This is a genomic window from Streptomyces sp. NBC_01485 (genome assembly GCF_036227125.1).
In the GTDB taxonomy this organism is placed as follows: domain Bacteria; phylum Actinomycetota; class Actinomycetes; order Streptomycetales; family Streptomycetaceae; genus Streptomyces.
This window is the reverse complement of sequence record NZ_CP109435.1, coordinates 5,833,009-5,847,824: the sequence shown is the minus strand read 5'-3', so window position 1 is coordinate 5,847,824 and position 14,816 is coordinate 5,833,009. Positions and strand designations below refer to the sequence as shown.

6 protein-coding genes and 2 pseudogenes are annotated in these 14,816 nt (G+C 72.9%); 1 reads left to right on the top strand and 7 read right to left on the bottom strand.

The features are described from left to right. Positions 1-12 precede the first annotated feature (12 nt). The 6 genes and pseudogenes from OG352_RS26565 to OG352_RS26540 form a co-directional block, all read right to left on the bottom strand. A complete protein-coding gene (locus OG352_RS26565; RefSeq protein ID WP_329220301.1) occupies positions 13-1,662 on the bottom strand; it encodes a succinic semialdehyde dehydrogenase in 1,650 nt (549 codons plus the stop codon). 293 nt (positions 1,663-1,955) lie between these two features. Further along, a pseudogene (locus tag OG352_RS26560) lies at positions 1,956-2,444 on the bottom strand (protein kinase domain-containing protein); the annotation flags it as partial. 51 nt (positions 2,445-2,495) lie between these two features. Beyond that, positions 2,496-4,175 carry a serine/threonine-protein kinase gene (locus OG352_RS26555; protein WP_329220299.1) on the bottom strand — a complete coding sequence of 560 codons (1,680 nt, stop codon included), beginning with the start codon at positions 4,173-4,175 and terminating at the stop codon, positions 2,496-2,498. A gap of 97 nt (positions 4,176-4,272) precedes the next feature. Then, positions 4,273-6,027 (bottom strand): serine/threonine-protein kinase, encoded by a 1,755-nt coding sequence (locus tag OG352_RS26550; RefSeq protein ID WP_329220297.1) that lies wholly within the window; start codon positions 6,025-6,027, stop codon positions 4,273-4,275. A gap of 146 nt (positions 6,028-6,173) precedes the next feature. Then, positions 6,174-8,903: a protein kinase gene (locus tag OG352_RS26545; RefSeq protein WP_329220296.1), complete on the bottom strand. Its 2,730-nt coding sequence runs from the start codon at positions 8,901-8,903 to the stop codon at positions 6,174-6,176. A 176-nt stretch (positions 8,904-9,079) separates the two neighbouring features. Then, the gene (locus tag OG352_RS26540; RefSeq protein WP_329223970.1) at positions 9,080-11,371 is read right to left on the bottom strand and encodes a serine/threonine-protein kinase; all 2,292 of its coding nucleotides are present in this window, start codon (positions 11,369-11,371) and stop codon (positions 9,080-9,082) included. A 213-nt stretch (positions 11,372-11,584) separates the two neighbouring features. Here OG352_RS26540 and OG352_RS26535 point away from each other — a divergent pair. Continuing rightward, positions 11,585-12,674: pseudogene (locus OG352_RS26535) on the top strand (serine hydrolase domain-containing protein). A gap of 233 nt (positions 12,675-12,907) precedes the next feature. Here the strand turns inward: OG352_RS26535 and OG352_RS26530 are convergent. Further along, positions 12,908-14,614 carry a glycerol-3-phosphate dehydrogenase/oxidase gene (locus OG352_RS26530; RefSeq protein WP_329220295.1) on the bottom strand — a complete coding sequence of 569 codons (1,707 nt, stop codon included), beginning with the start codon at positions 14,612-14,614 and terminating at the stop codon, positions 12,908-12,910. Positions 14,615-14,816: the final 202 nt, after the last annotated feature.

Genomic DNA, 14,816 nt, shown 5'->3' with positions numbered 1-14,816 from the left:
GTGCGGCGCCCCCTAGCGGAAGCGGAGCGCCTTCATCACCCTCAGGCTGCGGTTCATGAACTCCGCGTACTTCTCGTCGCTCATGCCCAGTGCCGGGGCCATCGGCAGCAGGCGCTGCTGGGCGACCGTCTGGGCCTCGGTGTACTTGAGGATGCCCTCGGAGCCGTGGCGGCGGCCGAGACCGGAGTCCTTCATGCCGCCCATCGGGGACTGGACGCTGCCGTAGGCCGGGGCGTAGCCCTCGTTGATGTTCACCGTGCCGGTGCGCAGCCGGGAGGCGAGGTCGTGGCCGCGGCGGGCGTCCTTCGTCCAGACCGACGAATTCAGGCCGTACGGCGTGGAGTTGGCCTGCTCTACCGCCTCGTCGTCGGTCTTGAAGCGGTAGATGGAGACGACCGGGCCGAAGGTCTCCTCGGCGCAGACGGACATGGGTTCGCCCACGCCGTCGAGGATGGTCGGCTCGAAGAAGTACGGGCCGATGTCCGGGCGGGCGACCCCGCCGGCGACGACCTTCGCGCCCTTCGCGACGGCCTCCTCCACATGCCGGGTCACCGTCTCCAGTTGGCGTTCGCCGACCAGGGAGCCCATGTCGGCGCCGTAGGCGAGGGAGGTGCCCAGCCGCATGGCCTTGGTGCGGGCGGCGAAGCGCTCGACGAAGGCGTCCGCGATCGACTCGTGGACGTACAACCGCTCGATGGAGACGCAGAGTTGGCCGGCGGAGGAGAAGCAGGCGCGGACGGCGCCCGCGGCGGCCTTCTCGATGTCGGCGTCGTCGAGCACCACCATGGCGTTCTTGCCGCCGAGTTCGAGCGAGACGCCGACGAGACGGGCGGCGGCGCCCTGGGCGACCTCGCGGCCGGTGCGGGTGGAGCCGGTGAAGGAGACGTAGTCGGCGTGCCGGACGACCTCCGGGCCGACGACGGGTCCCTCGCCCAGCACGACCTGGAAGACGTCGGCGGGCAGACCGGCCTCGACGAGCAGGTCACGCGCCCACAGGGCGGTCAGGCAGGTCTCGGTGTCAGGCTTCATGACGACGGCGTTGCCCGCGACGAACGCGGGGAGCGCGTCGCCGACCGACAGTTCCAGCGGGTAGTTCCAGGGGGCGATCTGGCCCACGACGCCGCGCGGTTGGCGCAGTTCGGTGACCTTCGTCAGGGTCGGCATGGCGCCGGCGTGCCGCTTGGGGCGGAGGTAGGCGGCGGCCCTGCGGCCGTAGTGGCGGGCGGCGACGGCGACCGCCTGCACCTCCTCGTGGGCGTGCAGGCGCGCCTTGCCGGTCTCCAACTGGATGAGGTCGAGCACCTCGGCCTGCCGGGCCAGCACCAGGTCGTGGAAGCGGAGCAGGACGGCGGCGCGCTCCCGCACGGGCGTCCGCGCCCAGACGGCCTGCGCCCGGCGGGCCGCCTCGTAGGCCTTCGCCACGTCCTCGGGCGTGGACTCGGGCAGGTCGGCCAGCTTCTCGCCGGTGAACGGCGTGTGGTTGGCCGTCCGGCCGGAACCGGTCACCCCCTTGGTGAGCTGGGCGACCAGCTCCGGGGTGACCACGTCGGCGGCGGTGCGCACGCCGGTGGGCGCCGGGGCGAGCGGGTTGGTGCCGGTCTGTGCCGCTGTCGTGGCCGGTGTCGTGTCCGGTGTGGTTTCCGGGGCCTGCGAGTCCGTCATGAGGCGCAGGGTATGACGTGGCGCAGACTTTGGGTACCCGCCGGTAATACGGTTTCACCGGCCGCACACACGGCACCGGCGTTCACTGGCTACGAACCTGCTGATCAGGACGTCGGGCTAGAGCTTGTCGAGGGCCAGGTCGGCGATCGCCGTGCGGGCCACCTCGCGGCCGCGTGCCGTGAAGTCGCCGGCGCCCGGGTAGGCGACGGTGAGCCGGTACATGTCGCCGACGGCGGACTTGTAGTAGAGGATCCGCAGCTCGCGCGGACGGGGGTCCTGGGAGTCGTCCGTCAGATCCGGGCGGCCTCGCGCGCGCCGAGGGTGCCCTCCTGGAGGGCGCTGCCCAGCGATCGGCCGTGGACCAGCTCCATCACGATCCACGGCTGTCCGTCGACGACGGCGACGTCGTGCACGTTGACGACCGCCGGATGGTCCGGCCGCGCCGCCGCCCGCGCCTCGCGCCGCATCCGCTCGAACGCGTTGGCCCGTTCACGTTCGGGAAGATGCTCGGGCACCCGGGGTTCCTTGACGGCGACCTCGCGGTCCGCCGTCTCGTCCTTGGCCCGCCACACCGTGCCCATCCCGCCGTGCCCGAGCTTGGCGAGCACCCGGTAACGTCCCGCGACGAGCCGCCCGACGCCGGGCTCGGGCGGCTGCGCCGACATGGCCGCCTGCGCGGGCGCGGCTGTCTGTGACGGCACGGCCGCCTGCGGGTTCGGCGGTTGCAGAACAAAACTCGTCGTCTCATCGGACTCGTGGCCGACGCCCCCGTTGTTGCTCATGGGTCCATCCATATCGCGCCAGGCGGGCCGGAATCCACCGGAGAAGTGGAACTACCGTGTCACGAACGTGTCGACGGCGACGTCGAAGTACTCCCGCGCCTCCCGCACCTTCCCGACCGGCGCCGACACCCACACGTCGTACAGCCGCCCGCCCTCTTCCCAGCACAGGTCGTACGTGTGCCGGGGACCCTCCGCCGCGCTGAAGCCGTTCCAGCTGAACTCCCAGCGGGCGGCGGGCAGTCCGCCCTGGGTGGTCTCGGTGACCCGGCCGTCGTGGTAACCGGGGTTGGTGTCCGCGCCCTTGGCCGCCGCCCGCTCCATCACGCCGAGCGGGCCGCCCGGTTGCGGGGCGGCGACCTTGATGCCGAGACGGAAGACCTCCCCCGGGGACATGTAGAAGACCCGCTCCCCCTGCGCCACCCGCGTGAACCCGTCCGGCACGGCGAGCGCGAACCCGGCGGGGTCGTCGGCCACGCGATAGCCGGAAGGCGCGGACGGCGGACGGGGCACCGCGGCGGACTGCACGGGGACGGCCGTGGAGCCTGCCGTGGAGGTGGGAGCGGGCGCGGAAGGGGAGGTGGGCGTGGGTGTGGGCGCAGGGCTCGTCGGCCCGCCCGTCGATCCACTGACCGAACCACTGCCTGAACCACTCACCGAACCGCTCCCCGAAGCCCCCGGCGCCGAACTCGCGGGCGTACGGCCGCCCCCGTCCCTCTCCCCGTTGTTCACCAGCAGCGCCGCGGCCGACACGCCCGCCCCCGCCATCGCGGCGACCAGCAGCGCGGCCACCAGCACGCCCCGCGTGGAGCGCTCCCGGGCGGGCGGGTCCAGCCGCGGCTGCGGCAGGTCTGCCTGGGTCGGTGTGTAGCCGGACGACACCGGTCGCGGCGTCCGCCCGGTCTCCAGGAAGGCGCGCAGCAGCCGCTCCGCCTCCGCCCCGCCCAGTCGCCGGTCCGGATCGCGCTCCAACAGCCCCTGCACGACGGGCAGAAGCGGTGCTGCCTGCGCGGGCGTACGGATCTCGGCGAAGACGACGGCGTGCAGGATGCCGCCCAACGAGTCGCGCCGGAACGGGGATTCGCCGCTGAGCGCCGTGCACAGCAGCGCGCCCAGCGACCACAGGTCGGACTCGGCGCCGGTCCGCGCCCCGGACATCCGCTCGGGCGCGGTGTACTCGGGCGAGCCGACGAACGAACCGGTCTCGGTGAGCGTGGTCGCGCCCGCGACCTGCGCGATGCCGAAGTCGGTGAGGACGACACGGTCGCCGTCGCCCTCCAGCAGGACGTTCGCGGGCTTGATGTCCCGGTGCAGTACCCCGGCCGCGTGCGCGGCGCGCAGGGCGCCCAGCAGGGCGACGCCGATCCGGGCCGCCTCGTCCGGCGGGAGCGGGCCGCGCGCGGCGATCCGGTCGGCGAGCGAGCCGCCGTCGATCAACTCCATGACGATGTACGGGCGTTCGCCGTCCTCGACGACGTCGTGGACGACGATGATGTGCGGGTGGCTGAGCTGGGCGACCGCGCGGGCCTCGCGCAGTGTCCGGTCACGGCGGCCGCGCGCCTCCTCGGCGGAGAGCGTGTCGTCCTGGATCAGCTCCTTGACGGCGACACGCCGTCCCAGCAGTTGGTCGGTGGCCCGCCACACGACCCCCATGCCGCCGCGCCCGAGCCTCGCCTCCAGCCGGTAACGGCCCGCGATGACCCGTACGTCGTTTCCGCCCCCCTCGGTCCCCATGAGCACATCATGCCCCACCGGACGGCGCGCTTCCGGGGCGCCGTCCGGCCAACTGCGAGTCCTCGACCGGCGGGACCAAGGCGGTACTGAGGCGGTGCTAAGAGGTCGGCTCGCGCCAGCTCTGCAGTACGGACTTGAACTGCTTGGCCGACGTGGCCCAGTCCTCGGCCGGCGAGGACATGTAGATCACGTACTCGCTGCCGTCGCGGGCGAAGTACGTCTCCTCGATCGCGCGGCGCGGCCCGGGGAACGGCGTGACCTTCGCCTGCGCGGTCCAGGTGTACTCCCACTCGGAGCCGGCCCGGTCGCGGTACACGTTCCGCTCCAGGGTCACCCGCTTGTAGGCGATCAGCCGCTTGACCTGCTGTTCCAGGTCGGTCTGGTGTGCGTACGGGTCGCTGAAGTCGGGGGACTTGTCGAGGGCGATGCGGACGAAGTGCCTGCCGCCGTCGGGCGTGTAGTCGATCTGCTTGAGGTCGCCGTCGTCCTGGTACACCTTCCGCTTCCAGCCGTCGGGGAGCGAGAGCCCGAAGCCCACCGGGTCGTCGACCGCCTTCCAGGAGTCGGGCACGGCGCCCTGCTCGACGGGGGTGCCCGGGCTCGACGAGGCGGACGCCGACGCCCCCGACCCGCCGGCCTCATGCCTGCCCTTGTCCCACTGCCACAACGCTGCCGCCGTGCCCCCGCCGACCAGCACGGCGACGACGACCACGAGCGCGAGTGTGCGCGTGCGCGGCCCATCCCGGCGCCGGCGCCGGGATGGCTGAGACGGCCGCGTGGACGCGCTCGGGCCGATGTGCGTCACCCCCGAGTCGGCCGGGTTCGTCATGGGGTGGCCAGGAACCGGCGTCGACACCTCCGGCTCCGGCTTCAGGGGAACGTACGCCGTACCGGACGCGGGCTGGGAAGTGGGCTGGGACATCGGCTGTGACGTGGGGTGCGAAGCGGGGTGCGACGTGGGGTGGTTGCCGCCCGTGGCCCGGTCGGACCCGGAGCCCCCGTACTGCGTCGGCACGTGCACCTGTGCCCCGCTCGGGTGCCGTCCGCCCGCCGCCTCGGCGAGGAGGTGCTCGGTCTCGGCGGTGTCGGGGCGGGTGGCCGGGTCCTTGCGCAGCAGGGCGGTGATGACGGGGCCGAGCGGTCCGGCGTGCTGCGGGTCGGTGGCCTCCTCCTCGACGACGGCCTGCAGCGTGGTCAGCGGCGAGGTGCGCCGGAACGGCGAGCGCCCCTCCACCGCCGTGTACAGCGTCGCGCCCAGCGCCCACAGGTCGGAGGACGGACCGGGGTCCTGGCCGCGCACCCGCTCGGGCGCCAGGTAGTCGACCGAGCCGACGACCTCCCCGGTCCGTGTGATGGTGCTGTCGCCCTCGATCTGCGCGATGCCGAAGTCGGTGAGGAGGACACGGCCGTCGTTCGAGATGAGCACGTTGCCGGGCTTGACGTCGCGGTGCAGCACGCCGGCGGAGTGCGCGGCGCGCAGCGCACGCAGCACCCACATGCCGATCCGGGCGGCCTCGGCGGGCTCGACGCGCCCGTCCTCCTTGACGGCGTCGGCCAGCGAACGGCCCTCGACCAGCTCCATCACGATCCACGGCCGGCCGTCGTGCTCGAGCACGTCGTGCACGGTGACCACGGCCGAGTGGTTGATCCGCGCCGCCGCGCGCGCCTCCGCCCTGGTCCGCGCCAGCAGGACGGCCCGGTCGCTGTCCGAGACGTAGAGCGCGGCCGTCAACTCCTTGATGGCGACGGCTCGGTGCAGCAACTCGTCGTGCGCACGCCACACCCGGCCCATGCCGCCGCTGCCGATGGATTCGGCGAGCCGGTAGCGGCCCGCGAGGAGCAGGCCCTGCATCTGATTCACGTTGCCCCGCAATGCTCTTGACATGGTCAGCGTAAGGACCGGGCCGCCTCCGTGGAACCAAGTGGGTACCACGAAGACCCCACTGTGACGGTTGTCGCTTCCGCGGCCACGCGGAAACGAACCGGGCCGGGTGCCGCTCAGCCGCTGTACTGGTAGGTGGCCGCTGCCTGCTCGTACAGCCGCGTGACCTCGTCCCGTTCGGCCTCGGGGCCTCTGACCTGCACGATGTGATATCGCCCGGAGATGAGGACCGCGAGGTTGCGCACATACAGCCCGCGCCCGCCGCCGTCGGTCCAGGTGAACTGGCCCTCGGCCATGGTCCGCGCGCCCACCGTCGTCGTACGCAGCCCGGAGGCCGTCGCCCAACTGGAATCGCGGTACGGCTGCAGCTCGCTCTCCTTCTCCCGCTGATAGACCATCGGGTCACTGCCGTTCGACGCCGCGCTGTCGCGTCCCGGTACGACGATCAGCTCGAAGTCCCCGTGTGCGTAGACGATCTGACCGCGCCCGTTCTTCGGCGTACGGTCCCAGCCGTTGGCCACGGCGACCTGGAAACCTGCCTCGTCCTTGCGGACGGTGAACCCGTCGGCGACGTTCGCGCCGGTGCCGCCGGTACCGGCCGCGCCGCCGGTCTGGGTCTGGGTGGCTTCCGCCCCCGAGGACGTGGAGGCGCCGGTGCCCGGCGACGTCTGGTCGGGCCGGGGTTCGCTGCTCGCGTCGGGCGCCTGGCCGGCCGGCGTCCCGGTGGCCCCGGTCCGCCGGGAGCCGTCCGCACCGTCCGCCCCCTGCTCGCCCGACTTGGGCATGAACAGCACGGCGTACGCGATCGCCGCGGCCAGCACGAGCAGTATCAGCAACAGCAGGGTGCGGCCCAGGCTGCGCGGCGAGCCCTCCGGCTCCGACCGGCCGCGCTTGTGCCGCCCGTGCGTCGCGGGCAGCCCGGCGCGCCGCCTGCGCACCAGCTCGCCTCTGCGGCGGACGATCGGCAGCCGACGCGGATCGGTGGGCGGCGCGGCGACGACGTACGTCCCCGCCTCGGGCTCCGGCGCGGACCGGACCAGCGAGCGCAGCCAGCCCCCCAGCTCCTCGAAGTCGAGCCGCTCGGTGGGGTCCTGACGCAGCAGCGACTCCACGACCGGCCTGAGCGGTCCGCACTCCTCGGCGAAGGCGGGCGGCTCGGCACACACCATCTGCACCAGCTCGGCCGTCGACTCCTCCGGATACGGCGCATGCCCCTGTACGGCCCTGAAGAGCAGCGCGCCGAGCGCCCACAGGTCGGTCGCGGGACCGATCGGCGCGGCCAACTGCCAGTTCTCGTGCACCGGTCCGGCCTGCTCGGGCGCCCACCGCTCGGTGACCGGCCCGACGACGGCCATCCGCGCCTGCCGAGCCCGCTCAGCGGCCAGCGCGGTGGCCGGCCCCCGCCGGGGCGCACTGCTCCCGGGCGCCTCGCCCACGACCTCGTCCCAACGGGCCCCGGCCGCACCGGGCACGGGGGCGCCCTGGACGCCGTAGGGGTCGGCTATCCGGCCGGGAGGACCGCCGTCCACGGCCTCGGCCTCGGGGGCGTGGTGCGCCGGGGTGCGGGCGCCGGGCAGGGCCGCGTGCCCGTTGTGCTGCGCCTCCTGGGCGTCCTGCACCCGGGCCGCCGCCCGCGCACCCGCCCGGTACGCGGCGATCGCCCCGGCCCGCGCGGCGCGAATATCATCGCCGGACTCCACCGGCGCCCTACGCGCCACCGCCCCTCCCCCACCGGACGCCTCCCCCGCCGACACCGGCAACCCCCCGGACCCCCTCGCCTCAATAGCGGCCCGCCGAGCAGCCTCAGCATCCACGACCCCACCGCCAACGCCCCCGCTAGCACGGGAGCCACTAGTTCCCGGGCCGACCCCGGCAGCCCCACCAATCCCACCCGCCCCGGCACCACCCCCACCAGAACCACCGGAACCACCGAACGCACCCGGCCGCCCAGAGCCAGCCCCAACAGAACCACCAAACCCAACGGCCCTACCAACACCACTGGCCCCGCCAGCGCCACCGAACGCACCGGCACCACCCACACCACCGTGCGCACCGGCGCTTCTTGACGCACCGACACCACCAGCCCCGGCCGGGCCACCAGCACCGCCCGGCTGAAGCGGCGCCGCAGAACCCCGAGGCCCACCACCCCCGCTGGCCCCACCACCCCCGCCGAAGGCACCCTCGGCCGGCGGTACCGGGTCGTAGCCGCACAGGGCCTCTTCCGCCGCGCCGACCGCGAGGCCGGTCAGCATGACGCGTCCGTCGTCGCAGACGAGGACCGTGCGCGCGGTGATGTTCCGGTGCACCCAGCCATGTGCGTGCAGTACCCGCAGTGCCATGAGCACGTCGGAGGCGACCTCGGCTGCCCGGTACGGCGTCAGCGGCTTCTCGGCGAGGAGTGCCGCGAGCGGCCGTGCGGCCACCAGTTCACTCACTATCCACAGCGAACCGCCCTCGGCGAACACGTCGAAGACCTGGTCCAGCCGCGGATGGTCGGGAATGCTCGCCGTGGCCTGCGCAGCCTCCATCGCCCGCCGCACGACGGGGTCGGCGGGCCGCCGGGTCCCAACCCCCGCACCAGCACCGGCGCCCACGCCCGCACTCGCGCCCACGCCCCGTGCCCCCGGTCGGCGGGCCCCGCGCTCCCGGGCCGTGAACCCGTCGGGCAGGCCCTCCGCGTCGAGCACCTCCGCCTCGACGACCTCCGGCAACGGCACCTGCCGGACCAGGACTTCCTGCCCGCTGTAGGTGTCGAAGGCCCGGGTCTCGGTGAGTTCGTACTCGTCGGACAGGGGCAACGGCAGGCGGTAGCGGTCGACGAGTACCCGACCCGCGAAGTCGTCCACGTTGCCTCCCCCGGCCGCCCGGTCGGTCAATTCCGTTCGTGTTGCGTGCCGTTACAGCCGTATCCGGCCGTGTTGCTGGATGCGTACGGTCCGCAAGCACTCACGATACGTGCCGGAGGCAACCCGCAAAGAGGGGATGCAAGATCTCACGCCCCCAACACGGCACCCGACGGCCGCTACTTCTTCGGAGTGAAGGTGTCCGCCAGCGTCGTCCAGGTGGTCGCCCGCAGGTCCGTGCCCCACGCGGCGGACTTCGCCGTGTACATCAGCGCATACGCGAGACTGTCGCTCACGACGAACCCGCGGTCGATGACGCGGTACCCCGTCCCGCTGCCCGTGTAGGTGAACTCCCAGTCGGCCGTGTTCCAGCCGCGGTAGCTCACCGCCTCTATTCGGATCTTCTTGTACTGAGAGAGCATCATGGCGCGCTCCTGGTTCTTCCAGTCGGCGACCGGGTCGCCCTTGGGCGTGGTCGTCCAGGCGACGAGCAGCTTCTGCCCGTCGGGACCGGCGAAACGGTCCCCCGCGGAGTCCGACGACTGGAACGTCCACCCGGTGGGCAGCCCGATCGAGTACCCCTGACCGCCCTTGTGCGTCGTCGTCGCCACCTTGCCGTCGCCGGTGGCGGTGCCACCGGACCCGGCGCCCCCCGCCGCGGCGGTGTTGCTCGGCGTCGTACCGGACGACGTGCCGGACTGCGCCGACGATCCGTCCGTACGGCTCCCGCTGCCCTCGTCCTCCTTGGTGTCGGCGCTCGCGCTCCCGCCGGCCACCGCCTTGGAAGCGCCGCCGCTCTTCGCGCCGTTCGCGGTGCTGTCGTCACCGCCGAGCGTGAGGGCCAGCACGGTACCGAGCACCGCGAGCACCACGACCACGGCGATGATCACCAGCGTCCGCTTCGGCACCACATCGGTCAACGGCGCCCTCGGCACGGGCCGCGGCGGCAGATCCGGCGGCGTCATCACAGGCCACCCCGAACTCCGCCCACCCCCCTCGCCACTCCCCCGAGCCCCGGAATCGACCCCAGCACCGGAATCGACCCCAGCACCGGCACCGGCACCGGAGCCGGAGCCGGAGCCGGAGCCGGAGCCGGAACGTGCCGCAGGAACAGACGCGGATGCGGACGCAGACGCAGAGGCGGCCGACGATGCCGCCGCCGACACCGCTCCCGCCCCAGAAGCCGGCCTGGACACGGACGCCGACGCCGACGCCGACGTGGCCTTGGCCACCGACACGGTCGGCGCAACGGCGGACGGAGCAGCGCCGGCAGACGGTGCGGCGGCGGAACCCGTCCCCCCGGCCCCGGTCCCCCGTGCCGCCCCACCCCTGTGCGCCTCGCTCTGCGCCTCACCCGCACTCACGGAACCGGACGCACCAGACGTACCGGGCGCACCAGACGTACCCGTACCCGCCCCGTTCGCCGACTTGGCGCGGGACGCGGCCGCCGAGGTCGCCGCCCCCGCCGCGACGGCGGCCTTCCGCACGGAACGGAACGCCCCGCGCAGCTTCTCGCCCGCCTCCGCGCCCGCCGAACTCCCCTTGCCTCCGGGGGCGTCCGGCTGCGCGGGCAGCGGCACGACCTTCGTCGCGTCCGCCGGCTCGTCGTACCGCGGGTCGGGTGCGTGGAGCACCGCGTTGAGCATCGACCGCGCACCGGCGTCGTCGAGCCGCCGCGCGGGATCCTTGGTGAGCAGACCGTAGATGACGTCCGTCAGCGGACCCGCGTTCTTCGGCTCCTCCAACTGTTCCGTCATCACCGCGGTGAGCGTCGCGATCGCGGAGCCCTTGTCGTACGGGGGCGCACCCTCGACCGAGGCGTACAGCAGACCGCCGAGCGACCACAGGTCGGCCGCCGGTCCGGGCTTGTGGCCGCGGGCCCGCTCCGGGGAGATGTAGGAGGGCGCGCCGACGAGCATGCCGGTGGAGGTGATCGACGGGTCGCCCTCGACCTGGGCGATGCCGAAGTCGGTGAGCACGACCCGGCCGTCCTCGGCGATCAGCACGTTCGACGGCTTCACGTCACGGTGCAGGATGCCCTCGCGGTGCGCGGACCGCAGCACGTCGAGGATCGCGAGCCCGACCTCGGCCGCACGCTTCGGCTCCAGCACGCCGTCCTCACGGATGACCTCGGCGAGCGACTTGCCCTCGACGAGCTCCATCACGATCCACGGCCGGTCGTCCTCCTCGACCACGTCGAAGACCGTCACCGCGCTGTTGTTGCGGATCCGCGCGATGGCCTTGGCCTCGCGCAACGTCCGCGTGATCAGCCGCCGCTTCTCGTCCTCGTCGATGTTCCCCGGGAACCGCAGCTCCTTGACGGCGACCGTGCGCCCGAGGGTCTCGTCCTCAGCCCGCCACACCGTCCCCATGCCGCCGCGGCCGAGTACGTCTCCCAGCCGGTACCGCCCGGCGAGGAGACGTGCGCTCTTGTCCTGACGGGATGACCCCGCCCGCTCCGCCTCCGACATGCGTCCCCTCATGCAACCCGCCCTGACAGAGCCTTCATTGTCCCTCACCCGACAAGTGCCCGACGCCCAGGGTGCCCCTCACCGCCTCCCGACCGCACCCAGGAGCGGAGCATTCCGGCCAGAAGGTGCGGCACGCTCCCGGCCAGCGAGCACGGGCGACCTCCGATCGAGAGACGGGGACCGGGCGAAGTGGGCCTGACCGAGCCCTGGATGATGGGCGCGCACGACCGTGAAAGGGCAAGCGAAGGAGCATCCGTGACGCCGCTGCTTCGGAGCCTCCTGGCCGTCCCCGTGGCCCTGCTGCTCCTCGGCCTGCTCACGACCGGTTCGCAGGCCGGCCCCGGATCGCCCACGGACTCCCTCCTCCCGCTGCTCCTCACCCGGGGCAGGGCGCCCGCCGCCGCCCTGCTGGCCCGTGAGAAGAGCGGCACCCGCTACGCCGAGGCGGGCCCAGGCATCTCCCCGTCCGACCACTTCCGGGCCGGCAGCGTCACGAAGACCTTCCTCGCGACCGTCGGGCTCCAACTGGCCGCGGAACACCGGCTGTCGCTGTCCGACACCGTGGAGACGCAGCTGCCGGGACTGGTGCGCGGGGCGGGCAACGACGGGCGCGCGCTGACCCTTCGTTCCCTGCTCACCCACACCAGCGGACTGTAACGACTTCACCCGGGACACCGGGGGCGTCGTGCCGCTGCCTCCGCTTCAAGCCGTCCGTATCGCACTCACCCACCCTCCGGCCGACCGCGGCCGCTTCGCCTACTCCAACACCAACTACGTCCTGCTCGGCCTGGTCGTCGAGCAGGTCACCGGCCGCTCGTGCGCCACGGAGGCCGAGCGGCGGATCATCGCTCCCCTGCGTCTGACGGGCACCTCCTTCCCCGGCTCCCGCACCTCTCTGCCCTCCCCGCACGGCCGCGCCTACGGCACATACGGGACCGACGTCACCGAACTCGACCCGCGGGTGGCCGGGGCCGCGGGCGAGCTGGTGACCACGCTCGCTCACCTGGACCGCTTCTACGCGGCGCTGCTCGGCGGCGAACTGCTGCCCCCGCGCCGGCTGCGCGAGATGCTCGACACCCGTACCGCACACGGCTCGTACGGCATGGGCCTGTTCCCCTTGAAGCTCCCGTGCGGCGTCACGGTGTGGGGACACAACGGCCGGATCTCCGGCAGCTACGTGCGCACCGCGGCCACCGTCGACGGTCGGCGTGTCCTCACCTTCCGGGTGAACACGACGGCGATCGCAGATCCCGGCCTCGAACCGGCCTTGCTCGCCGCCGAGTTCTGCCCTCGCAATCCGTAGAACGAGCCGGTTCCGAACAGAGATCCCGGTTCGCGACACTCGTTCGAGTGAATCGGTCCCGCGAAAGCCGGAGCGGGTCGGTCGGAGCGGCCCGGGCGATCGGGGCGGCCGGGACGGCCGAGTCGGGTCAGGCCGGACCAGGCCCGGCCAGCCGAGGCCAGACAGGCCAGACGACACCAGCCCTGCGGCACCAGACGGCCGCGCGAGACCAGGCCGGGTCAGGTCAGGCCCGGTCAGAGCGGCACGATGTCCGGTGCCCCCAGGCGGGCCGCGTCCGCCGTCAGGTCGTCGGGCTGGCGTTGAGACTCGCGCTCGGCCTCCACCCGCTTCTCGTAGTGCCGGACCTCGCGCTCGATGTGGTCGTTGTCCCAGCCGAGGACCGGTGCCATCAGTTCGGCGGCCTCGCGGGCGCTGCGAGTGCCGCGGTCGAAGGTCTCGATGGAGATGCGCGTGCGGCGCGTCAGCACGTCGTCCAGGTGCCGTGCTCCCTCGTGGGAGGCGGCGTAGACGATCTCGGCGCGCAGATAGTCGTCGGCGTGCTGGAGCGGCTCGCCGAGCGACGGGTCCGCCGCGATGAGGTCCAGCACCTCCTCCGCCATCGCCCCGAAACGGTTCAGCAGATGCTCCACCCGCACCACGTGCAGGCCCGTCCGCGCGGCGATCCGCGCCCGCGCGTTCCACAGCGCCCGGTAGCCCTCCGCGCCCAGCAGCGGCACGTCCTCCGTGACGCAGTCGGCGACCCGCTGGTCGAGCCCGCGCACCGCCTCGTCGGTCGCGTCCTTCGCCATCACCCGGTACGTCGTGTACTTGCCGCCTGCCACGACCACCAGCCCCGGCACCGGATGCGCGACGGTGTGCTCCCGCGACAGCTTGCTGGTGGCGTCGGACTCGCCGGCCAGCAGCGGCCGTAGCCCCGCGTACACGCCCTCGACGTCGTCCCTGGTCAGCGGCACCGCGAGCACCGAGTTCACATGCTCGAGGAGATAGTCGATGTCGGCGCTGGACGCGGCCGGGTGGGCCTTGTCGAGGTCCCAGTCGGTGTCGGTCGTACCGATGATCCAGTGCCGGCCCCAGGGGATGACGAACAGCACGGACTTCTCGGTGCGCAGGATCAGCCCGGTCGAGGAGCTGATCCGGTCCCTCGGGACGACGAGGTGGATGCCCTTGGAGGCGCGGACGTGGAACTGGCCGCGCTCCCCCACCATGGCCTGCGTGTCGTCGGTCCACACGCCCGTGGCGTTGACGATCTGCCGGGCGCGGATCTCGTACTCCCCGCCCGCCTCGACGTCCTGCACGCGCGCGCCCACGACCCGCTCGCCCTCGCGCAGAAAACCCGTCACCCGCGCGCGGTTGGCCGCCTGCGCCCCGTAGGACGCCGCCGTGCGCACGAGGGTGGCGACGAAGCGGGCGTCGTCCATCTGGGCGTCGTAGTACTGCAACGCGCCGACCAGCGCGTCCTTCTTCAAGGCGGGGGCGACGCGCAGCGCGTGACGGCGGGTCAGGTGGCGGTGTGTCGGCAGGCCCCGGCCGTGCCCGCGGGCCATGGACATCGCGTCGTAGAGCGCGACGCCCGAACCGGCGTACAGCCGCTCCCAGCCCTTGTGCTGGAGCGGATACAGGAAGGGCACCGGCTTCACGAGATGCGGAGCGAGCCGCTCCAGCAGCAGCCCGCGTTCCTTCAGCGCCTCCCGTACGAGGGTGAAGTCGAGCATCTCCAGGTAGCGCAGCCCGCCATGGATCAGCTTGCTGGACCTGCTCGACGTGCCCGACGCCCAGTCGCGCGCCTCGACCAGACCCGTGGACAGGCCGCGCGTCACGGCGTCCAGGGCGGTGCCCGCACCGACCACACCCGCTCCCACCACCAGCACGTCCAGTTCGCGCTCGGCCATGGCCGCCAGTGACTCGGCTCGTTGCGCCGGCCCCAGTGTCGCTGTCCTCACCGCTGCCTCCCGCTGTCGGTCGCGCCGGGCCGCACCCGTCAGGGCGAGGCCCGGTCCGTAACCCCCATGCCCAGATTCTGACCGTGTTGCCCGACTTCAGCCACCACTCACCCCCAGCCTGTGGACAACTCTCACGGAACCGGAGCGGGCCTCGCGGAAAACGGGCCGGTCAGCACCTCAGACCAACACGGCAGATCGACCC

Bases quoted from the DNA above. Each gene is read 5' to 3' on its own strand.
- OG352_RS26550 (WP_329220297.1), bottom strand. From the start codon at position 6,027: ATGCAGGGCCTGCTCCTCGCGGGCCGCTACCGGCTCGCCGAATCCATC.
- OG352_RS26555 (WP_329220299.1), bottom strand. From the start codon at position 4,175: ATGGGGACCGAGGGGGGCGGAAACGACGTACGGGTCATCGCGGGCCGT.
- OG352_RS26565 (WP_329220301.1), bottom strand. From the start codon at position 1,662: ATGACGGACTCGCAGGCCCCGGAAACCACACCGGACACGACACCGGCC.
- OG352_RS26540 (WP_329223970.1), bottom strand. From the start codon at position 11,371: ATGTCGGAGGCGGAGCGGGCGGGGTCATCCCGTCAGGACAAGAGCGCA.